16 protein-coding genes and 1 pseudogene are annotated in these 21673 nt (G+C 74.1%); 3 read left to right on the top strand and 14 right to left on the bottom strand.

What is annotated here, in order from left to right:
- The 10 genes and pseudogenes from AB0P07_RS21120 to AB0P07_RS21075 all read right to left on the bottom strand — a co-directional run bounded on the left by AB0P07_RS21120 (nt 1) and on the right by AB0P07_RS21075 (nt 15974).
- Nucleotides 1-942 (bottom strand): AAA family ATPase, encoded by a 942-nt coding sequence (locus tag AB0P07_RS21120; RefSeq protein ID WP_365552671.1) that lies wholly within the window; start codon nt 940-942, stop codon nt 1-3.
- Nucleotides 939-1310, bottom strand: coding sequence for a CU044_2847 family protein (locus AB0P07_RS21115; protein WP_365552669.1), 372 nt, complete (start codon nt 1308-1310; stop codon nt 939-941). Before AB0P07_RS21115 ends, AB0P07_RS21120 begins: the two co-directional genes overlap by 4 nt.
- Nucleotides 1311-1495: 185 nt before the next feature.
- Complete coding sequence (fxsT, locus tag AB0P07_RS21110; RefSeq protein WP_365552667.1) at nt 1496-4519, bottom strand: FxSxx-COOH system tetratricopeptide repeat protein; 3024 nt, start codon at nt 4517-4519, stop codon at nt 1496-1498.
- Between the two features lie 129 nt (nt 4520-4648).
- Nucleotides 4649-6274 carry an HEXXH motif-containing putative peptide modification protein gene (locus AB0P07_RS21105; protein WP_365552933.1) on the bottom strand — a complete coding sequence of 542 codons (1626 nt, stop codon included), beginning with the start codon at nt 6272-6274 and terminating at the stop codon, nt 4649-4651.
- Nucleotides 6275-6972: 698 nt separating this feature from the next.
- A pseudogene (locus tag AB0P07_RS21100) lies at nt 6973-8130 on the bottom strand (FxsB family cyclophane-forming radical SAM/SPASM peptide maturase); the annotation flags it as partial.
- A gap of 221 nt (nt 8131-8351) precedes the next feature.
- Entirely contained in the window at nt 8352-8558 is a 207-nt protein-coding gene (fxsA, locus tag AB0P07_RS21095) for an FxSxx-COOH cyclophane-containing RiPP peptide (RefSeq protein WP_365552665.1), read from the bottom strand.
- Between the two features lie 89 nt (nt 8559-8647).
- On the bottom strand, nt 8648-11878 hold the full coding sequence (locus AB0P07_RS21090) for an SAV_2336 N-terminal domain-related protein (RefSeq protein WP_365552931.1): 3231 nt from the start codon (nt 11876-11878) through the stop codon (nt 8648-8650).
- A gap of 208 nt (nt 11879-12086) precedes the next feature.
- Nucleotides 12087-13109 (bottom strand): MoxR family ATPase, encoded by a 1023-nt coding sequence (locus tag AB0P07_RS21085; RefSeq protein ID WP_102928373.1) that lies wholly within the window; start codon nt 13107-13109, stop codon nt 12087-12089.
- 169 nt (nt 13110-13278) lie between these two features.
- Nucleotides 13279-15507 carry a trypsin-like peptidase domain-containing protein gene (locus tag AB0P07_RS21080; RefSeq protein ID WP_365552663.1) on the bottom strand — a complete coding sequence of 743 codons (2229 nt, stop codon included), beginning with the start codon at nt 15505-15507 and terminating at the stop codon, nt 13279-13281.
- A complete protein-coding gene (locus AB0P07_RS21075) occupies nt 15504-15974 on the bottom strand; it encodes a CU044_2847 family protein (RefSeq protein ID WP_365552661.1) in 471 nt (156 codons plus the stop codon). Before AB0P07_RS21075 ends, AB0P07_RS21080 begins: the two co-directional genes overlap by 4 nt.
- A 179-nt stretch (nt 15975-16153) precedes the next feature.
- Here AB0P07_RS21075 and AB0P07_RS21070 point away from each other — a divergent pair, with 179 nt between their 5' ends.
- Complete coding sequence (locus AB0P07_RS21070; RefSeq protein ID WP_014176503.1) at nt 16154-16336, top strand: DUF6104 family protein; 183 nt, start codon at nt 16154-16156, stop codon at nt 16334-16336.
- Nucleotides 16337-16488: 152 nt separating this feature from the next.
- Here the strand turns inward: AB0P07_RS21070 and AB0P07_RS21065 are convergent, their stop codons facing one another.
- Nucleotides 16489-17427, bottom strand: coding sequence for a hypothetical protein (locus AB0P07_RS21065; protein ID WP_365552659.1), 939 nt, complete (start codon nt 17425-17427; stop codon nt 16489-16491).
- Nucleotides 17428-17564: 137 nt separating this feature from the next.
- Between AB0P07_RS21065 and AB0P07_RS21060 the strand changes: the two genes are divergently transcribed.
- Both AB0P07_RS21060 and AB0P07_RS21055 read left to right on the top strand, forming a co-directional pair.
- On the top strand, nt 17565-18515 hold the full coding sequence (locus tag AB0P07_RS21060; RefSeq protein ID WP_365552930.1) for a hypothetical protein: 951 nt from the start codon (nt 17565-17567) through the stop codon (nt 18513-18515).
- Nucleotide 18516: 1 nt separating this feature from the next.
- The gene (locus AB0P07_RS21055; protein ID WP_365552657.1) at nt 18517-19590 is read left to right on the top strand and encodes a helix-turn-helix transcriptional regulator; all 1074 of its coding nucleotides are present in this window, start codon (nt 18517-18519) and stop codon (nt 19588-19590) included.
- A 95-nt stretch (nt 19591-19685) separates the two neighbouring features.
- Here the strand turns inward: AB0P07_RS21055 and AB0P07_RS21050 are convergent, their stop codons facing one another.
- The 3 genes from AB0P07_RS21050 to AB0P07_RS21040 form a co-directional block, all read right to left on the bottom strand.
- Nucleotides 19686-20252 carry a Clp protease N-terminal domain-containing protein gene (locus AB0P07_RS21050; protein WP_365552655.1) on the bottom strand — a complete coding sequence of 189 codons (567 nt, stop codon included), beginning with the start codon at nt 20250-20252 and terminating at the stop codon, nt 19686-19688.
- Nucleotides 20252-20461: a helix-turn-helix domain-containing protein gene (locus tag AB0P07_RS21045; RefSeq protein ID WP_061442592.1), complete on the bottom strand. Its 210-nt coding sequence runs from the start codon at nt 20459-20461 to the stop codon at nt 20252-20254. Before AB0P07_RS21045 ends, AB0P07_RS21050 begins: the two co-directional genes overlap by 1 nt.
- 145 nt (nt 20462-20606) lie before the next feature.
- Nucleotides 20607-21572 (bottom strand): zinc-binding dehydrogenase, encoded by a 966-nt coding sequence (locus AB0P07_RS21040; protein WP_365552653.1) that lies wholly within the window; start codon nt 21570-21572, stop codon nt 20607-20609.
- Nucleotides 21573-21673: the final 101 nt, after the last annotated feature.

Raw genomic sequence — 21673 nt, 5'->3', positions numbered from 1 at the left:
TCAGACCTCGAAGAGGTCCTGGAGACGGGCCTCGTCGTCCGGCTCCCAGTCGAAGGTGTCGCCGTGCACCGCTTCCGGCCGCCGGTGCCGCAGGGCCATCGGCAGGATCCGCCGCAGATGCCCGGGGGTCACCCGGTCCGCGTCCTCCAGGGCCGCGAGTGCCCGGGCCGCCAGCACGGCCACGATCTCCCCCCGCTGCCCCACCGCCTCGGTCCGTTCCGCGGCCCGGGCGCACAGCTCCAGGACCTGGTCGGGGACATCGACGTCACGCACCCGGCGCCGGGCAGCCGTCAGCCGGTCCCGGGTCCGCGCGTCGTCCCGCCGGGCGGCGGAGAGCCACGCGGAGTCCTCGCGCCCGAGTTCCTGCTCGAAGTCGAGCACCGTGCGCAGCAGCCGGTGTCGCGCTGTCGCGTCCAGGGTCTCGGCGGTGACCATCAGTCCGAAGCGGTCCAGCAGTTGGGGCCGCAGCCCGCCCTCTTCCGGGTTCATGGTGCCGACCAGCCCGAACGACAGGTACTTGGCCGTGTCCAGCCCCTCGCGCTGCACGGACAGGACGCCGGTGGCGGCGACGTCCAGGATGATGTCCACGAGGTGGTCGTCGAGGAGGTTGACCTCGTCGACGTAGAGCAGGCCCTTGTCCGCCGCGTCCTCCAACAGCCCGGGTTGCGGCCGGGGGTCGCCCCGGATGAGCGCGTCCAGGTCCCAGCCGCCGACGACGCGGTCGTCAGTGGCGTTGATGGGCAGGGTGACCGGCAGCTCGCCGTGGGCCATCAGCGCGAAGGCCCGTACGAGGGTCGACTTGGCAGTGCCGCGCGGTCCGGCCATCAGCACGCCGCCGATGCGAGGGGCGACGTGGTGGAGCTCCAGTGCCAGCTTGAGCTCGTCCTGGGCGACGACACGGGAGTACGGCAGGATGCGCGGCTCCGGCACCGCGCCGCTCACGAACCGGCCCCGTCCGCCGCGCCGGTCCCGTGGCCGTCGGGAGCGGCGGCGGGGGAGGGAGCGGGAGCGGTCTGCCAGCGGAGCGTGATCTGGAGCTGGGCCTCGGCCCCGCTCTTGACGAGGGTCGCCACCCCGGCGTCGATCTTGATGGCGAGCTGCATCTCGATCTCGTCCGGCCGCAGCCCCTCCTGCAGCTCGCCGAAGCGCCGTACGGCCTGGGCGGCGCATCTGCGGGCGAGGTCCAGCCCGTCGGTGTAGACGTCCCGGGCCACCCGGACGACTCGCTGTCCGGCGCCGGCCCGGGTCTCCTCGTCGCCGTAGACGAGGTCGAGCGCTCCGGCGGCGGACGGGTCCGGGTGCGCGTCCACCTCGACCGGTATGGGCCCGTCCCCGCCTTCCGGCACGGGTCCCAATAAGATCACCACACGCTCCCCCTGGCCCAACTCATTTGTGTTACAGGTGTGTTGAGTGGACCCGTGTTCTTCCCCGGTGCGCGGGGGGTTATGCGCCCCGGGGCAACGAACGTCACCGACCGGTCCCGCCCTTCGCGCCGTCAGGTGGTCTGGGGCTCGAAGTCCCAGTACGGACGGTTGCGGGAACGGGCGGAGACGGTGTGCGTGTGCTTGCTGCCCAGTGTCGCGTCGAGGTCGGACAGTGCCTCCTGCTCGACCTTCTCCGCCTGGCGGCGGTCCCGCAGGCCGCGCAGGTCCGCCGCGTACGCGACACGGCTCGAGAGCGTGAGCGGATGCGTCCGCCCCAGTGACTCGATGGCGCGCGCTGCCGTGTCCCGGCTGAGTTCGGCGGCCCCCTCGGTGTCGCCCACCAGATTCCGTAGCGCGGAGGCGTTCAGGGCGCAGCCGAGTGTCCAGGGGTGGTTCTCCCCGACGGCCTGCGTCATCTCGGCCAGCGCCTGCTCCACGAGGACGTGTCCGTGCTCGCGTTCGCCGACGTTGCGCAGGATCAGTGCCTGGTTGGCTCGGGACCCGGCGATGAACGGGTGCCCGGCGGGAAGCATCATCTCGTAGCGGGCGACGACGGCCTCGCTGAGTTCGCGCGCCTGGTCGATGTCGCCGTGTTCGCGGGCGTAGCAGCTCTGGCCCGTCGCGAAGATCAGTGTCAGCGGATGGGTCTCGCCCAGTACCCGCTCACCGCGCTCCAGAACGCTGCTGAGCATCGTCCCCGGTTCCTCGCCGCGAGGGGCCCGCTCGCCGAGGCGGTACCGGCACAGCGCCAGGTTGTACTCGGCCTTGAGGGTCTGTGGGTTGTCCGGACCCATGACGAGACGGTTCTCACGTACGTTCTTCGCCTGGAGGGACTCGGCGTCGGCGTAACGGCCCAGCAGGCGGAGATCGATGGCGTACGTGATCTCGGAGCTGAGCGCCCACGGATGGCGGGCGCGCAGCAGCTGGCGACGCGCCTCCATGGTGCTCCGGTCGGTTTCCAGCGTCTCCTCGTAGCGACCGAGGAGACGGAGGGAGACACCCAGGTTGTTCTGCGCGTTCAGGGTCCTGGAGTCCTGGTCGCCGAGGAGTTCGCGGTAGGCCGCCAGGACCCATTGGGACAGTTCCAGTGCCTCGTCGTAGCGGGCCAGGCCGCGCAGGTCGCCGCCCAGGCCCGCGGCGGCGCGCAGGTGGTCCAGGTCCTGCGGCCCGCGTTCCTCCCTGAGGTGCTCGACCGCGTCGCGGCTGAGGGACTCGGTGCGGGCGTAGTCGCCCATGGCACGCAGCAGGTTGGTGTAGTGGTAGGTCAGCTCCCAGATGCGCGCGTGGGTCGGACCGAGAAGGCGGCGCCAGGCGGTGAGGGCGCGCTCGCCCAGTTTGATGCCGGCCCGGTACTCGCCGGAGAAGTACATGTAGCGCAGGCAGTTCAGGACCAGGCGCTGGACCTTCGCGTCCTTGCTCTTGAGGACGTCCGCGTACTTGAGGTGCGGCACGATCTCCGCGTAACCGGGCCACAGCCTGGTCTCGGTGGGCCGGCCCGGGTCGGCAGCGGCGAGGGCGCGCCGTACGACGTCGATGAACTCGCTCCGGTCGGCGTCCGGCATGTCCTTGTGCACGATCTGGTGGACCATGCGGTGCAGGTAGAGCGACTCCCCGGCGGAGACCGGCTCGTCGAGGGAGGCCTCGTGGGACTCCAGCCGGACCACCGAGTAGGTGCGCAGCTGGTTGATCGCCTTGTTCCACAGCAGCGGGTCGTTGAGCAGTCCGGCGAGTTGCTCGGGAAGCTCGTCGACGGGCATCTCCTTCAGCAGGCGCACGGGGATGAACCCCGGTGCGAAGAAGGTGCACAGGCGCAGGAGGTCGACGGACTCCGGGACGGTCTCCCGGAGCTTGTTCAGCAGTATCGACCAGGCGGTCTGGAAGGCCAGCGGGAAGTCCGCCGACACCTTGACCACATCGCTGTCGATACCGCCCTCCAGCAGGGCGATGTACGCGTCGACCGACAGGTCGGAGTCGTTGAGCCAGCCGGCCGTCTGGTCGAGCAGCAGCGGCAGGTCGCCCAGCGCCTCCGCCAGTTGGTCGGCCTCGGCCTCCGACAGGCGGGGGGCGCGGCGACGGATGAACGCGACCGACTCGTCGCGGGGATAGACCCGGACTTCCAGCAGCTTGCTGTTGTGCTCGCTCCACTCGGGGTTGCGCGACGTGACGATGACGTGGCCGGGGCCGGTCGGCAGCAGGTCCCAGATCTGCTCCGGCTCGTCCGCCCCGTCGAGGATCAGCAGCCACCGCGAGTACGGCTCCCCGCGGCGCAGGGCGTCGCGTACGGCGCGCAGCCGCTCGCCGTACTCCTGACCGGTGCGCAGGCCCAGTTTCGGTGCCAGCTCGGCCAGTTGCCGCCGGTAGGTGACGCGCTTCTCCGCGTTCACCCACCAGACCACGTCGTACTCCGAACCGAACCGGTGCGCGTACTCGGCGGCGAACTGGGTCTTGCCCACCCCCGACATGCCGTGCAGGGTCAGCACTCCGGCGCCGGGCTCGGCGCTCTGCAGGAGGTGGTAGGCCTCGTTGAACAGCGGCTCGCGGCCGGTGAAGCGGGTGTTGCGCCGTGGCACCACGCCCCACACGTCCGGCATCGCGGCCGGGAACCGCGGCCCGCGGCGTGAATCCGCCACGCTCTCGGCGGGCGCGTCGGGCGACAGGTCGAGCCGGTCGAGCAGGCGGCGCTCCGCCTCCTCGGCGCCCATGTTGGTCAGGGCGACCGGAGCCAGGACGGCCGCGGCGGCCGGGACCGCCGCCGTGGTGACCGACACGGCGGCGAAACGGGACGGGTCCGGGGCGACGATCTCGCGCAGGGCCGCGTTCCACTCCTCGTGGGTGCGCGGTCCGAGCTGGAAGTACCACTCGCTGACGATGATGAGGACCCGGCCCTCGGCGAGCGTCAGGTCGCGCAGCAGGTCCACCAGCGGGACATCGGCCGGGGAGTCCCAGCGCAGCGGCACCACCCGTACGCCGCGCCGCTCCAGCCGGTCCCCGATCCAGGCCGCCCAGGCCCGGTTGAAGCCTGCGAAGTGGATCGTGACCGTCTGCCTGGCGGTCCCCCTCTCGGCCGTCTCGACCGGCTTGCGAGCTCCAGACATGCAGTGGCCTCCAGCACGTAGTACCACAAAATCCTAGGACTCCGGAGCGTCGCGCGTAAGTCCGTCGACCGACGGCAACACCCCCTGTACGGACGATCTTTCCGTACCCGGCACGCGGTGTGTGGGCATTCATCCGTTAGAGGGCGGGAGCGCGGAGGCGTGACGCTGGGCCCACAGTGCGCGCGCGGAGGCCACGTACGCCTGTGCGCGGGCGACATGGCCCCGGGGCGCGGGGTGTTCGGCCATCCGTTCGTGGGCTGCGGCCATTTCGTCGACGAACCGGCGCCCGCGCACCGTGAGGTCGGGCGAGCCGACCAGGGCGGGCAGGGCGGCCCCTACCTGGGCGCGGTAGCGCGCGTGCTGGGCCCAGGCCCAGTCCCGGTCCGGCAGCCCGCCGACGAGCGCCCGGCGCTGGTAGAACGCGGCCATCGCGAGGTGGGAGTACGCGCCCTGGAGCAGGCCGTCATAGGGCCGGGGGTCGGTGCGCCAGGGGGCGAAGTACCGTGCCGCGGGACCGGCCCGGTGCAGTGTCACCAGGTCGCTGAGGGCGGCGAGTTTCGCGTGCTGCAGTTCGTGGACGAGGGTGGCGGCGAGGGTCACGGCGTCGGGCGGGGTACTGCTGAGGAGGCCGCCGAACGCCTCGCGGCGGGTGGCGCTGCAACTGCCGCGGCCGGTGCCGACGTCGGGCGGCGTCTCCAGCGGGACGAGGCAGCGCAGCAGCGCACCGGCCTCGGCGAGGCGTTGAGCGCCGCCCGAGCGGAGCGCGAGGGCCGTGCCGGACCAGGCCTGGAGCCACCTCTTGCGCTCCGCGTCGTCGAGGGCGAGCGGGGTGCGCAGATTGCCGTGGCCGGGGCCGTCGGGCAGCTCGCGGTACGGGTCGAGGTCGTCGAGCGGCAGGGGCGGGGCGGTCCGGGTGAGGCCGGGGAGGGCGTGTGCGGGCGTCCAGGCGAGGGCGCCGGACCAGGCGCCGACGCCGCTCTCCAGGTGGACGGTCACGTCGGGGGCGTCGGCCTGGCGCAGGACCAGGCGGCCCTCGGCGCAGGTGACGTCGACGGGTACGTCCCCGGACCGTGCCGTGTGCAGCGCGCCGAGCGACGGGAGGGCGAGGACTCCGGCGCGGGCCGTGAGCCGGGTACGGAAGGGGATGCCCGCCCCGGCCGCGACGACCGCGGCGATCGCGCTGAAGTGCGCGAGGTCGCGCCGCAGCCGCCGCGCCCGCTCGCCGTCCGCCGGCCCCGGGGCGGCGTCGAGGCCACGCAGACAGGAGCGCGCCCAAGGGCCGGTGAGGGGATGGAACAGGCGGGCACGCGCCGGGTTCGCGGACCGAGCGTCGCCACCGGCCGGGACCGCGCCGGCTCCCGCCCGGCTACGCCGCACACCCGGCGGGGTTTTGTCGGCGGCCCCGGTGCTCCACCCGCCGGGCGGGCCGTCGGCCGCGGCGCTCGTGCCCCGCGCACCGGGCGGGTCGTCGCGGTCGTTTCGCGTTGCCGCGCGGCCGGGTCGCTGCCCCGAGGTCGGCGCACCCGGCGCCGGGAGTCGGTCCGCCTCGGTCAGCAGCGCCCAGTCCTCGCGCAGTCTCGCCTTCTGCGCGGCGGTGCAGACGGACCGCTCGGCCGCCTCGGCCGCGTCGAGCACGGCTCGCAGCAGCAGCAACCGCCGCGTGTCCTGGTCCCGTACGAGGAGGGTCAGGGTGTCGGGTCCGCCTTCGGTCCGGGCGAGTTCGAGCAGGGCCCGCTCGGGAACCACCGGAAACATCACGAAGCACCCCCTCCGGTCGAGACCGTCCCGGCGCAGGACGAACCGCTCGCGACCGGCCGTGCGGAAGCCCCACCGACCGAACCGTGACCGGCCGACGCCCCACCGACCGAACCCTGACCGGCCGACGCCCCACCGACCGAACCGTGACCGGTCGATGCCCCACCGACCGACGCCGGAGCGACCGAAGTCGGAACGACCGGACTCGAAACGGCCGACGCCGGAGCGACCGGAGCCGCACCCGTCCCGGTCGAAGCGGCATCCACCACCGGCGTGCCGCCCATACCACCTGAGCCGGCCGAGCCTACGGACCCGCCTGAACCATCGGAACCATCCGACCCGACCGATCCGACCGATCCGGCCGACCCGGCTGACCCGGCCGCTCCGGCCGACGTGGCTGGTCCGACCGAACCAACCGACCCGGCCAATCCGGCCGACCTGGCTGATCCGACCGAACCAACCGACCCGGCCGACCCAGCTGACCCGGCTGGCCCTTCCGAGGCCGGGCCGATGGCGATCCGACCGGCCGCCGCCGCAGCGGTCGCGACCGGGTCGGTCCCGGCCGGGTCGGTCCCGGCCGGGTCGGTCCCGGCCGGGCCGGTCCCGGCCGGGCCGGTCCGGGACTGGTCCATCGCGGACTGCCCCGCCCGGGATGCACCGGCCGGCCCCCTCACGGACGAGCCACCCGCACTCCCCGCACTCGCGGCCGCGGCGAGTCGCGAGGACACGTGGCGGATGAAGCGCTGGAGGTCCGCGCAGTACACCGACGGGTTCCTGAAGCCGTGCCCGGCACGGTAGCGGTGCGCGTAGTGCCCGCCTCCGCAGACCCGCAGCAGCGGGCAGGCCAGGCACTGCTCCGCGAGCGACGCGGGACCCGCCTGCCGGGCGGCCACGCCCGGGTGCCGCAGCGCATCGTCGAACGTGTGGCGGAACACGTCGAGGCCGGTCCGCGCGGCGCCGGGATAGGCCGACTTGAGCGAGTCGACCTGCTCGATCGACCCGTCGGTCTCCACCACGACCGCGTCGAACGGCGCGAGCCCCAGCGCCTCGGTGGCCGCGGGCAGCCCCAGCAGAAGCGCCACGCACTCCTCGAAGAGCCGTACCCGGACCTCGCGCCGCCCGGCGGCCCACCAGCGGTCGAAGACGGCGCACAGCCAGTCGCCGTACCGTACGCCGGTCCGACCGGGCGGCGGCGCGGACCAGTTGCCGTGCGGCAGCAACAGGTCCAGCGCGGGCGGGCGCAGGCCAAGCAGCGACTCGTACGTCTCGACCGGGTCCAGCGTCGGGTCGACGACGGTCAGCAGGCCCGCGTACGCCTTCGGGAAGCGCTCGGCGGCCAGACGGGCTCCCCGTGCCGCGGCGGGCCAGGACGGGCGGCCCGCGTGGTCCACCCGCCGTCGGTTGTGGGCGGCGGTGCCTCCGTCGAGGCTGATGCCGACGCGGACGCCGGCGTCGGCCAGCACGGCAAGGCGTTCCTCGGTGAGCAGGGTGGCGTTGGTCTGGACGGTGGCGTGGACCTGACAGCCAGGCGGGACCAGTTCCCGCACCCGTCCGGCGAGCGCGGCGAGCGGTCCGGCCCCCGCGAGCAGCGGTTCGCCTCCGTGCAGCACCACGGCCAGGTCGCGCAGCGCGTGCCGGGCGGCGTGCTCGGCGATGCGGGTGGCGGTGCGGTCCAGGACGGCGGCGGAGGCGGCGGCGGGACGGTCGCGCCAGCCGCTGTCGGGGCCTTCGTAGAGGTAGCAGTAGGTGCAGGCGAGGTTGCAGCGGCCGTGCATCTTGACGATGAACTGGCGGAAGGGAAAGGGGCCTTCGGGACCGGTCCGCAGGCCGGGAACAGCGGGAGCCGGATCGGTCATGGCTTGTTCCGACACTCCAGCACCCCCCATGCCGTATCGGTCCGGCCGTGCCGCCGTGAGTCGGCGCCACGGCCCCGTGCCGCACGGAGCCGCATTCCCGGCGCGGCGGGTGCCCGAAACTCGACGCCGCGGAAGTTGTCCTATTCACATGTCCTCAGGCACCAAGATGACCGCGGCCGCGGGCTGAACGAAGCAGACGGATCAAAGGGAATCGGAGGCAGTCAGAAGGAGTTGTCGAAGCCCCACAGCATCTCGCTCGGCTCCGCGGCGCGTGCCCTCAATTCCCCCAGCACCTCGCGCAGCACCGGATGCTCGATGGTGCCCAGCTGTGCCAGGTCCAGTTCCAGCAGGTCCGGCAGGGGCTCCCCCGCCGGCTCCCCGGCGCCCGTGAGCGCCTGCTCCGCCCCGGCCTCGTCCCGTGTGTCCATCCCCGTTCCTTCCTTCCGCCGCCATGCAGCTGCGCTGCCCCTTCAGATCGGGTCTGCGGCCCCCTCGTCCGGCTTCCGGGCGTCCGCCCTCACTCCAGGTCGGCGAGCCGCTGCGCCGTCTGCCGTGCGGTCGGTTCCCCCGTGGCCAGCCGGTCGTCCGGCAACCGGTCCCACTGCGCCCGCGCCGCCGCGTAGGCGTCCCGGGCCGCGCGGGGCCGGCCGGCCGCCTCGAAGGACATACCCCGCCAGTGGTGCGCCTGTGCGGCCAGCTCCACGGCTTCTTGGCGCCGACGCTCGGTTTCGGCCTCCTCCTCGGCCCGGCCGGACGACTCGGCGGCCGCCCGGAAGGCGTCGACCGCCACGTCCAGGCGTGCCGCGCGGCCGAGGCTCTGGAACGCCTCGAACTGGGCCTGTCCCAGCTCCAGTCGGCAGCGCGCCGCCAGCAGCGGGTCCTCCGCGTCGGCTGCGGCGAGTCCGAAGAGATGCTCCGCCTCCCTGAGGTCGACCCGGTCGCCGCGCGCCTGGTACCGGAGCATGAGCGCCTGTCCGAGGAGCAGCAGCCGGTGGGCGACGCGCGGGCTGCCCGCCGGGGTCTCCATCCGGCAGTCCCGCAACACCCGTATCGCGCGGGACAGCCGGTCCTGGCGCCGGTGGGCCGGCTCCAGCGTGGCCAGCCGGAGCAGTACGCTGCCCCACTCGGCGAGGACGTCGGCGTGCGCGGGCGCGTCCCGTGACATCCAGTGCGCCGCCTGCGCGAAACGATCGGCGGCCCCGTGCAGTTCGGGCGGCTCCCCCGACTCGGCGTAGCGTGCGAGGGCCACCCGCCCGGCGCGGACCAGCAACGCCGCGCGCTGCGCCTGCTCGCGTACGCGGCCGAGAGCCTCGTCGGTCCGGGCCTCGGCCTCGGCCAGCGGGCCGCCCGCCGACAGCAGCGCGTCGACCAGGTCGATCAGCACTCGTACCCGGTCGCGGACGGACTCGGCGGTGTCCTGTTCCGGGCCGGAGTCCAGCCCCCGGCGCAGCGACCGCGCCGACTGCTCCGCGTACAGCCGGGCCTGGGCCGGGTCCGCCGTCACCTGCGACAGACGCAGCAGGGTGCGGCCGTGTGCCAGCAGCAGCTCGGCGGGGCACTCGCTCCGGTCGGGCCAGGCGTCGGCGAACGCCTCCAGCATGCCGACGGCACTCTGCAGGAGCGCGCTGTCGCCGCCCAGGCGCCACTGCGTCTCCAGGGAGGCGACCCGTTCCAGGGTGAGCCGCAGCGCCTCCCCCTCGTCCAGGCCGGGTGCCGCGCACGCGACCGCGTACTCCCGGTCGGCGCGGCGCAGCAGGTCGAGCGCGCCGGACCGGTCTCCGCGCCGTCGCGCGTCGGTGGCGGCGGCGTGCAGCACGCGCGCGAGGACGGCGCGTTCGCGCAGGGCGTGCGGGGGCGCGGCGGCCCGTTCGGCGGCCCGGGTGGCCTCCTGCAGCAGTGCGGCACCGCCCTGCACCTCCCACAGTCGCAGGGTGCAGCGTGCGTACTCGCCCCACAGCTCGGGGTCGGCGCCGGCCGGCCGTTCCTGCTCGGTGGCGCCGCGCAGCAGCTGCACGGCGTCGATGACGTCCTGGACCATGCCCTCGCCGTCGAACCGGGCGAGCAGGGCGCGCGCCCGGACGACCGCGCGGTGCGTGGGCCGCTCCGCGTTGATCTGCACGCCGGTCCGGCCGTCGTAGGTCGCGAACTGCTCGGGCAGCGGCATGAACCGCTCCAGGATCCGGGCCGCGACCTCCGCGAAGGGCTGCGGCACCGGGGCGGCCCCGCCGTCGCCGCCGTTGTCGCCCGCGTACCCGGGCTCGGCGCCGGAGGCGTGCGGGTGCGGGCGTGCGGGGCCGTCGTCGCCGAGCTGGGCGAGCGCGAGCGCCGGGAAGTTGGGTCCGCCCTTGCCGAAGTGCTGCTCGATGTACTCCGAGCAGTGCTTGAGGACCAGCATGGCCTCGTCCCGGCCGAGTCGGGACAGCAGGGCCTCGCGCACCTCGGGGTCGATGTCGTACCACTGGGAGCCGTCCTCGTCGTGGTCCGCACGGGCCCGGGTGACCAGGCCGCCGACCAGCACCTCGGCGAGTTCGGACGGGCCGGACCCGGGCAGCATCGTCCGCTGGACCAGTTGCATCACCGGGAGGCAGAGCGGGGTAGCCGCGAGATAGACGGCCAGGCGCGCGGCGGCCGGAGACGCTCCGGCGCTGAACCTGCTGACCCGTTCCAGCGGCGAGCGGCGGCGGTCCGGGCGGGCCGCAGGTGCGGCCGGCTGATCGGCACGCACCCAGCCCACGGCGCCCGGGACCGGCCCGGCACCGGACAGCAGACGCGCCCAAGCCCCGAGGGCCACCGGCTCCGGCGGCAGTACGGGGACGGCCAACGCGCCCCGGCGGGCCTCGGCGGAGGTGCCGGACGCGGTGCGCACCCGCAGCACGGCGCCGCCGCCCAGGGTGTCCCCGCGCGACAGGCCGCCGAAGGTGACGGGCAGCCGGGTACGGTTCCACATCCGTTGCGGCAGTGGCTGGAGTACGGCGACGGGGCCCTGCCGGGAGAGGTGGTGGAGCAGCCGGTGGGCGTGGCCGCTGTGCCACAGCGGGCCGGCGCAGTCGCTGACCAGGACGACGATCCGGCGTCCGGTCGGATCGCTGAGCCGGTCGGCGGCGTGCAGCGGCGCACCGTGCGGGTCGGCACTGCGGCTGACGGCCGGACCCCCGTCCGGCCCCTGGTGCAGGTGGCTGACCTGGACGTCCGAGAAGGCTCCCAGCCGGCTGAAGATCTGGGCGAGTTCGGCGAACAGCCGGCCCCACACGCGCATCGAGGAGGAGGCGTCCAGCACCAGTTGCAGCCGGGCGTCGCGGCGGGACAGATACCGGCGGACGGGCAGGATCAGTCCGCCGGCGCGGGCGCTCACCTCCGCGGTCGCGACCTCGTCCAGTTCGGACCGCAGCGGTGTGGCCGGGCTCCGGTAGCCCTGCAAGGGGCGCAGGGAGCGCTGGAGTTCGAGCGGCGCGGGCAGCACCGGCGCGACGGGCACGCCCACCGGCAGCGCGCGGGCCCGGCCGGCTCCGTGCACCCCGGGTCCTTGGCCGGAGGGCAGCGGATAGAGGGCCACCCGCCGGGCGGCCGGCGCCTCGGGCACGGGCATCCGGGTCGCGCCCGGTGGCAGCGGGAGGGGCCGGACGGGCGGCCCGACCACCGGGGGCGCGAGGCGGGGGCCCGGGTCGGGCGGAGCGTCCGCGGCGTCGGCGGACCGGGTCCACCGGGCCAGCCAGAGCGCGTCGCAGAGCTGCTCGGCGTCGGGTTCCATGCCGATCTCCCGCAGCCGCAGGACGAGTCGGGCGAGCGGGTCGTCGGCGGGGTGCGCTCCCCCGGAGCCCTCCTCCGCGGGCACGGCGGCGCGCCTTCCCCCGGCCCCTTCGTCCGCGGGCACGGCGGGGCGCCCTGCGCCGGAACCCTCGCCGCCGGGGGTGCCGCGATGGCCGGGACCGTGCCGCGCCGTCTCGTCGGGCATCGCGTCACCTCGGGCGATCGAGCCGCTGGATGAGCAGGTCGGCCAGGCGGTCGCGGCTGGGCGTGGCGGCGGCATCGGTGAGGTAGATGGCGTTGAGCAACTGGTCCGTGGCCAGCAGCTCGCTGCGGGACCGCTCCAGGAACCGGGTGACGAGGTCGTCGCCCGCGCGGGCCGCCTCGTCGCCCAGGTGGGCCCGTACGAAGGTGGCGAGCCGGTTGTGGTCCGGGCGGCCGAGCTCCAGGTGGATGCAGCGCCGCATCAGCGGGGCCGGGAAGTCGCGTTCGCCGTTGCTGGTGAGTACCACGAACGGGAAGGCGCGGCAGCGCACGCGGCCGTCGCGCACCGGCACCTTCACGCCGTCCGCGGTGAGCACCTCGGCCGTGCGGTCCGGCAGCCGGTCCGCGATGCGTTCCAGCTCGGGGATGGCGAACTCGCCCTCCTCCAGCACGTTCAGGAGGTCGTTGGGCAGGTCGATGTCGCTCTTGTCCAGCTCGTCGATGAGCAGGACGCGCGGCTTGTCGGAGGGCAGCAGGGCGGTGCCGAGGGGGCCGAGCCGGATGTAACCGCCGATCCCGTCGACGGCGCCCGGCGCCCCGGATCCGGGGCCGTGGTCCGCCTGCGCGGCGATCTGCACGTCCTGCAGGCGCGCGATGGCGTCGTAGTGGTAGAGGCCGTCCTGGAGTTCGGAGCGGCTGACGATGGACCAGCGCAGTACGTTGCCCAGGCCCAGTTCGTAGGCCACCGAGTGGGCCAGGGTGCTCTTGCCGGCGCCGGGGCTGCCGGTGACGAGGAGTGGCCGGCGCAGGTACAACGCGGCGTTGATCATCTCCAGTTCCTCGGCGCCCGGCCGGTGCAGTTCGGCCAGGTGCCGGTGGGCGCCGAGCCTGCGGTCCTGCGACCCGTCGCCGGACCCCGCCGCGTCCCGGCTGGTGAAGTCCCGCCACGGGGGCGGGTCGGGAAGCCGGTCCAGGCCGTCGTGGGGTTCGCCGGCGCCCCGGTAGATGAGCCACTCGCTGGATTCGGTCATGATCCAATCCTCGTCGTCACTCGTCCGGGGGCGCGGTCGTCGTGGGGGCGTCCATCACGGTATCGATCCTGAACGGGACTGGTAAGAGGCACATCACCCAACGGGTCCCTCGGCAAAGGGACTTGAAACACCGGGGCGGGCCGCCGACGGAGGCACGCGCGGGCCGCGGTCACGGTGCCTCCAGCAGGTCACCGGTGCCGGGCAGGGGCTGGTGCGGATCGTCGTACAACAGCGCTATGCCGTGCGCCCAGAAGGTCTCGGGCCGTCCCGATCGCAGTTTGCGGCGCAGGTCGCGCACGGCCTCGGGCAGTCGGTGGGCGCCGAGGGGGCCCGCGATCTGGTCCAGGGTGCCGCGGTGGAACTCGCCGCAGACCGCCTCCGGCAGCCCGTGCCGACGGCGCCACAGCGCCACGCCGAAGCCGCCGCGCACGAGCCGCGCGAGCCCCTCCGCGTCGCCCTCGCGGCCGTGGGTGTCCAAGCGGCACAGCACCGGGACCGTGCCGTGCGACAGGCCCCGCAACTCCTCGACCGGCGGCACCGGTTTGCGCAGGCCGTCGTCGCAGTCGAGGACCGCGGCGGTCACGGGGTGTGCGTGCAGCCAGCGCCAGCGGGCTCTGCGTTCCTCGTCGATGTCCAACCGGTGGTCGCCGTCGAAGGCGGCCGCCGGCTGCGCGCCGCCTGCGCCGGTTTCACGCCTCCCGCCGATTCCGCCGCTCTCCCCGTGGCCGCCTTGGCCCACTTGGCCCACTTGGCCCACTTGGCCGCCGTACTCGCCGTACTCGCCGTTCTCCGTCAGCCGGTCGCGGTCGGAGCAGCGCAGGACGACCGGGCGCTGGGTGCCGATTCGCTCCTCCTCCGGGCCCAGCCGCCATTCGTCCACGTCGAGTGCCAGCAGCGAGTGTTCCGTCGCCACCTGCAGGACCGCCGGCCGGCCCGGCGTGTCGCACTGCCGGAACGCTTCCTTGAGGGGCGCGGACAGATGGGTGGCGAGGTCGGCCAACGGGACGCGTTGGACCTCCTCGAGGCGCTTCGCCTCTCCGTCGGCGCTCACGACGAAGACCGACCAGTCGCAGTGGTCCGGCTCCCAGCCCCTCCGCACGATCTCGACCAGCACGGACGACTGCCCGGTCGCCGCCCGTCCCGGACCACCGGCTAACGCTCCGGTCCCCCGGCGGTCCCCCACCCGGGTCGGCCGGCGCGCCTCCAACCTGGCCTTCCACCGCTCGACGAGGGCCGTCCGGCGGCCGGGGCCGAGCCGCTGGGCGGCCTGCCGCACCCCGGCCCACAGAGCCTCCTCCGCGGCCGGCGTGCTGGACGCGAGGTACGGGCGGTCGGCGGTCATGGCGTGCACCGCGTAGTCGAGCACCAGGTAGAGGGCGCCGTCGTCGCGCGCGTGCTCGTACAGGGCACCGAGCCCGTCGCGCCAGCCGCGCGGGGCGGGCAGCGGGGCCGGGGCTTCGAAGTCCGACAGCGAGTCGAGGATGTCCAGCAGGGAACGGGTGCTGGCCGGGGGCGGCAGGTCCGCGAGGCGCCCGAGCAACTGGACGCGCTCGTCGGGGCTCAGCGTCCGACCGGGCCGGGCACCGAGCTGGCCCTGCACGTCGGCCCAGGTGTGCCGGCGCGCGTCCGGATGACGCTGCCGGTCACGGTGGTAGCGGTCGTGGGCGTGCACCACCGCCTGGTACAGATCGTCGGCTTCCGTCTTCAGCTCCCCGGACGGCGGGGGCAGCGTCCGCAGTTGTTCGAGCCCGGTGGAGGTGCCCCCGCGCGCGTGGTCGGAGCGCGACTTCAGTACGCCGATGACCTCGCCGCGCTCCGGATCGATCACGGGGCCGCCGGAGACGCCGTCCGGCAGGTCGTTGTCCCCGAGCCGCATCTGGACGTCCGTGGTCCAGCCGCCGATGGTGCCCTGCACGGTGAGGGTGCCGTCGAGCATGCTCAGCCGCCCGTCGACCACCGTCCAGCCCGCGTACAGGACCTTGCCCTCGCCGAAGTAGGCCGCCGGGCGCTCGGAGAGGTACACGCACTCGTGGTCGACGGGCTCGCTCAGCCGCACCAGCGCGAGGTCGGGGGCGGGCCAATTGCCGGGCACGGGTCCGGCGACCTCGGGCAGCGCCGCCGCGACGTGGCCCGAGACCGCGGACATGCCGCGGCCCGGTGCGGGCTCGTACACCACCACGACCTCGTCCCCCTCGCCGCCGCATGCCACGTGTGCGCAGGTCAGAACCCAGCTCGGCGCCACGAAGTAGCCGCTGCCGAGGAACGTCCCGGGTTCGTCGAGGGCATACCCGGCGTCCGGCCGATGAATGCGGACGGTCGCGGCCATGACGAGGCCACGCAGCGCACGGCGGGCCGCGTCGTGGGGCCCGGGTGCGCCGGGGGCGCGTCCGTGCATCACGCCCCGCTCCCGGAAGCGGTGTCACCGGCCCCGCCGTGCCCCGGAGCGCGGGCGGACGCGTCGGCCGTGGCATCGGGGGGCTCACCACCCGGAGCGCCGGAGCCGGGCGCGGGCGGGTCCGGCGGGCCGCCGTTCCAGGTGAGGGTGACCGAGATGCCCGTCTTGGCCTCACCGTCGGCGAGGAGGCCCACGACCTTGCCGGCCTTGGCCGTCAGCTCGATGCCGAACTGGACGCTCACCTCGTCCGGCCGCACCGCGCGCAACGGTTCCGCCAGCGAGCGCGCGACACCGGTGACGAGCGCGTTCAGACTCTCGACACTCGCCTCGACCCGCTCGGTGAAGCCGGTGTCGCTGAACGACAGCTGCCCGGACGGTGCCGGCAGCTCCGCCGCGCCCGAGATCCGGGCCCAGACCGGTGTCCCGTCCGGCAGCACGATGCGCGTGACGCGCGTCGCTTCCTGTCCCATGCGTTTCCCCCGTCCCCGCGCCCCCTCGACGGTCCCGGAAGGCCCGACCCCGTGGACGCCTATCCTTGTGCTGTCTTTTCACAACCGACGGAAAGACCCCACCTCTCCACCCCGCAGGCACAGGTTTCTTCCCGCGCGGGAGACTCTCAACCCTGCGAAGACCCGACGGAGCACGATCCATGTACTTCACCGACCGCGGCATCGAGGAGCTGGAGAAGCGGCGCGGCGAGGAGGAGATCACCTTCGAGTGGCTCGCCGAGCAGCTGCGTACGTTCGTCGACCTGAACCCGGACTTCGAAGTTCCGGTGGAGCGCCTGGCCACGTGGCTGGCACGGCTGGACGACGAGGACGAGGACGAGTAGCACGCCGGGAGGCGAGGAGAGCGGGGGCGCACAGGCGCCGGGCTTCGGGAAGCAGCGCGTAGGCGCGGGCAGGCGCTCGGGGTCGCCCGGACTCCACGGCGGGGCCGGCTCGGCTGCCCGGCGGGGCCCGCGCAGGCGTCGGGGCGCAGACGTCAGGTGCGCCCGGGGAGCCCGTGGGCCACGCCGAGCGCGCCGTGTCCGACCAGCAGCGCCCCCGCCACGGTCCAGCCTCCGCTGTGGCGCCGCAGACCCCAGACGGTGAGCGGCAGGCCCACCGCCATCTGGGCCAGGGCCGGCGCGCGGGTCCCCGGGCCGCCCGTCCAGGGCATCCAGCCGGCCAGGCGGCCCCCGGCGGCGGTCGGGCGGGGCCCCTCGGCGGCCGGGCGAGTCCAGTCGGCAGCCAGGCGGCCCCCGGGGGCGGTCGAGCGGATCCCCTCGGCGGTCGGGCGGGTCCCGTCGGCGGGGCGGCGTCCGGCGGTGCCGGTCCGGCGCACGCCGGGCAGGGCGCGGGCGGCCGCGCCGAGACGCTCGGCGCCCTCACCGGGGTCGAGTCCGGCGGGGAGGGCGATCCCCGCGCGCGTGAGCACCGCCAGCAGTCCGCGCAGCCTGGCCCTGGCACCGGCACCGGCCGGCCCGGACGCGCGATCGCCGTCCGGCTCGGCCCGGGTCAGCCGGTTCAGCGACTGCACGTCCAGGACCGGGTCCAGACCGAGCCGGGCGGCGAAGGTGCGCATCGCCTCGTCCTCGCCGGCCGGCGTGCCGTTCGCGAGCCACACGTAACCCACCGGGCGGCGGAAGCCGGACGCGAGGGTGTACCCGGCCCGGTCGGCGTCCCACCACAGGGCGAGTACGGGCCAGGAGGTGCCGACGGCGAGTGCCGCGGCCCAGCCGGTGACGACACGGTCGACCGGTTCGCCCCCGTCCCGCCAGGGCCCGCCCTCCGGCACGATCACGCTCCATCCCTCGCCGGCCCGGAGCAACGGCATCCGTTCGCCCAGCAGCGGGGCGACCGCGGCGACGGCGTCCGGCTCGGCGCGGCAGAGCAGCAGGGCACCGGGGGCGAGACCACGCTCGGACTTTTCCGTCGACACGACATCAAACTAGGGCGGGTCGACCCGCCCAGCCCACCTTTGATCACCAGAACGGGTGTCTTGACTTTTCCCTACCGCGATATATCGTGAATTTCGGAGGACGCGATATGGCGCGTTCGGTCGAGGAGGTCGTCACCATGTCCGAGTGGTCCGTCGCGGAGCCCAGGAAGCTCACCTTCGACGAGTCCGTGGACCGGCTCCACGTACGCATCGTCGGTGGAACGGTGAACGTGGTGGGCACGGACGAAGGTTCCGCCCGTCTGCAGGTCTCCGAGATCGAGGGACCGCCTCTGGTCGTGACCCACCGGGACGGCGTGCTCACGGTGGCGTACGAGGACCTGCCCTGGAAGGGCTTCCTCAAGTGGCTGGACCGCAAGGGCTGGCGCCGCAGCGCGGTGGTCTCCCTGGCGGTGCCGACCGGCACCCGCGTGGAGGTGGGCGCAGTCAGCGCCGCGGCCGTGGTCTCCGGCCTGGACGGCCCCGCCGAGGTGAAGGGCGTCTCCGGCGACACCACGCTGGTGAGCCTCGCGGGCCCGGTCCGCGCCGACACCGTCTCGGGGAACGTGGAGGCCCAGGCCCTCACCGGCGACCTCCGCTTCAACTCGGTCTCCGGCGACCTGACGGTGGTGGAGGCGGGCTCCTCCGTGCGGGCCGACTCGGTGAGCGGGTCGATGATCGTCGACCTGGACCCGGCCGGCGGGCCCACGGACATCAGCCTGAACAGCGTCTCGGGCGAGATCGCCATCCGGCTGCCCCAGCCGGCCGACGCCCGGGTCGAGGCGAACACGGCCAGCGGCACGGTCAGCAGCGCCTTCGAGGATCTCCGGGTGGGCGGCCAGTGGGGGGCCAAGCGCATCACCGGCAGGCTCGGCGCGGGCAACGGCCGGCTGAAGGCCACCACGGTCTCCGGCTCGATCGCCCTGCTCCGCCGTCCGGCGACGGAGGACACACCGTGGGAGCGGGAGCCACAGGACACCGGCCCGATGGACCACGCACAGAGCGACTCGGGGGACAATTCCGCTTCCGTCCGGGACCAGGGCGCCACCGGTACCCCTTCCGACGGCACGACCGACAAGAAGGTGCTCTGACATGCCCCCCGTCTTCGCCCACGGCCGACTCCGCCTCTACCTCCTCAAGCTCCTGGACGAGGCCCCGCGCCACGGTTACGAGGTGATCCGGCTCCTCGAAGAGCGCTTCCAGGGCCTCTACGCCCCCTCCGCGGGCACGGTGTACCCGCGCCTGGCCAAGCTGGAGGCGGAGGGCCTGGTCACCCACACCACCGAGGGCGGCCGCAAGGTGTACGCCATCACGGACGCGGGCCGCGCCGAGCTGGCCGACCGCAGCGGGGAGCTGGCCGACCTGGAGCTGGAGATCCGGGAGTCGGTCGCCGAGCTGGCCGCCGAGATCCGGGCCGACGTGCGGGGCGCGGCCGGCGATCTGCGGCGGGAGATGCGGGCCGCGGCCACCGCCGCCCGCCGGGGCACCGGCTCCGGGGCGCACGAGGAGTGGAGCGGCTCCGCGGGTGGTGCCGGGGACACCGACGAGAAGGAGGCGTGGCGGGCGGCCAAGGAGGAGATGCGGCGGGTCAAACAGGAGTGGAAGGATCAGGCCCGTCGCGCCAAGGACGAGAGCCGCCGCGCCCGTGACGAGGCACAGCGGGCCCGGCGCCAGGCCAAGGAGGCCCAGGAGCGGGCCCGGGCCCAGGCACAGGAGGAGGTCCAGCGCATCGCCCAGCGCGTACAGGAGCAGGTGCAGGATCACTTCTCGCGGGGCGACTGGCCGACGGGGCTGCGCGAGGGCCTGAGCGAACTGGCCAAGGAGGTCGGCGACTTCGGGAAGGACTTCGGCAAGGACTGGGGCTTCGGCCGCACCGACACCGGGAGCGCCGGCCCGCGGACCGACCGCTCCCCCGGCGCCGAGTACTCCGTCACGCCGGAGGACTTCCCCGCCGGATACGCCCCGAGCTGGGCCCACGAGGACGCCGCGGAATCCACCGGCGACCCTGCGCGCGACCTGGACCGGCTGCTCGACCGCTTCCGGGACGACATCCGCGACGCCGCCCGGGACCACGGTGTGACGGCCGACCAGTTGCGCGAGAGCCGCCGCCGACTGTCGGAGGCCGCGGCACACATCGGCGCGATCCTGCGGACTCCGAAGGCCTGAGCCCGGCACGGCACTGCGCCCCCTGATTCTCCCGGGGGGCGCCCTACGCCGGTGGACGCCCGTGGACGACCGGTCGCGCGCAGGCGGAGCGCCGGTCAGGCGCAGGCCTGCCCGCCTCCGTCGCCCAGCACCCTGGTCAGCGACTCGTGGGTCACCCCGTGGCCGGCGAGCACCTCGGCCGGCACACCGGGGCGCAGGATCAGGGCGAGGAGGAGGTGCTCGTCCCCGATGCGCCGGTCCCGCCGGGCGACGGCGACGCGGAGGGCCTTCTCCAGGACCTCCTTGGCACCCCGGCTGAGGCTGCCGTGTCCGGACCAACGGCGCCCGCCCTTCCGGTCGTCGGCGGACAGCGCACCGACGCCATGTGCCTCCTCCACCCGGGCGACGATCTCCGCGACGTCGACCCCCAGCCCGGCGAGGGCCTCCGTCTCGGCCTGGGACAGACCGGCCCGGCGCCGCGCGTCCCGCAGCTCCTGCCGTACCGCGTCCCGGTGCTCGCCGGCGCCGAGCGCCGCCAGCGCGAAGGAGGCGCGACTTCCCTCCCGGTCCAACAGGGCGAGCAGCAGGTGCTCGGGCTCGACGGTCCCCGCCCCCGCCGCTTCGGCGTGTTCGACGGCCCCCTGCACGACCACCCGGGCGTCCTTCGTGAATCGCTCGAACATCAATGCCTCCCGTACTTCTTGTGCACGGCCTGCCTGCTGACTCCCAGCTCCGTGGCGATCTCCTGCCACGACCACCCCTGATGGCGCGCACTGCGCACCTGCACGGCCTCCAACTGCTCCACCAGCTTCCGAAGGGCGGCGACGGCCCGCAGCCCGATCCGGGGATCGCGGTCACCCGCACGCGTGGCGAGATCCGTTGCTTCACTCATGCTGTCAACTTAGGTTGACAATGGGCATCCGTCAACCACGGTTGACAGATGAGGGGACGGAACGGGAACGAGTACGGCACACGCGAACGGCGGGCCCGGAGAACCGGACCCGCCGCAGGCGGAGGAAGGCGTCGCAGGACAGGGCTCAGGAGTTGCGGAGCACGATCTTGCCGAACTGCCCACCGGAGGCCATCCGCTCGAACCCCTCGCGGGCCCGGTCCATCGGCAGCACCTCGTCGATCACGGGCCGCACACCGGTGGCCGCGCAGAACGACAGCAGGTCCTCCAGCTCGTCCTTGGAGCCCATCGTGGAGCCGACGACCTTCAGCTCCAGGAAGAAGATCCGGGTCAGCTCGGCGTGGGAGGGCCGGTCTCCACTGGTGGCACCGGAGATGACCAGCGTGCCGCCGGGCCGCAGCGACTTGATGGAGTGCGACCAGGTGGCGGCGCCCACGGTCTCGATCACGGCGTCGACCCGCTGCGGCAGCCGAGCCCCGGTCTCGACGGCCTCCACGGCACCCAGCTCCAGGGCCCGCTTGCGCTTGCCCTCGTCCCGGCTGGTCGCGAAGACCCGCAGCCCCGCCGCCTTGCCGAGGACGATCGCGGCCGTGGCGACCCCGCCGCCGGCGCCCTGCACCAGGACGGAGTCACCGGGACGCACTCCGGCGTTGGTGAACAGCATCCGGTACGCCGTCAGCCAGGCGGTCGGCAGACAGGCGGCCTCTTCGAAGGAGAGCTCCTTGGGCTTGGGCAGGATGTTCCAGGTCGGCACGGCGACCTGCTCGGCGAACGTCCCCGGGTAGCGCTCGGTCAGGATGGAGCGGGGCTCCTTGGGGCCGACCCCGTGGCCGGTCTGGCCGATCACGGAGTGCAGGACGACCTCGTTGCCGTCCGCGTCGACCCCGGCGGCGTCGCAGCCGAGGATCATCGGCAGCCGGTCCTCGGGGAGGCCGACGCCGCGCAGGGACCACAGGTCGTGGTGGTTGAGGGAGGCGGCCCTGACATCGACGACACTCCAGCCGGGCCGGGCCTCGGGAGCCGGAAGCTCTCCCAACTCCAGGCCGGCCAAGGGCTGGTCGCGGTCGATTCGGGCGGCGTAGACAGCGAACATGACCTTGACGATAGGTTCCCCACCGCCCAACGGGAACCACAGCCCCGTGTGACACACCCCCTCTTGCACTCAGCCGCACACCCTCGCGGCCGCGGACAGTC

Origin of the sequence: Streptomyces sp. NPDC085944, assembly GCF_040686295.1 — a bacterium.
In the GTDB taxonomy this organism is placed as follows: Bacteria; Actinomycetota; Actinomycetes; order Streptomycetales; family Streptomycetaceae; genus Streptomyces; species Streptomyces salinarius.
This window is presented reverse-complemented; position numbering and strand designations above follow the sequence as displayed.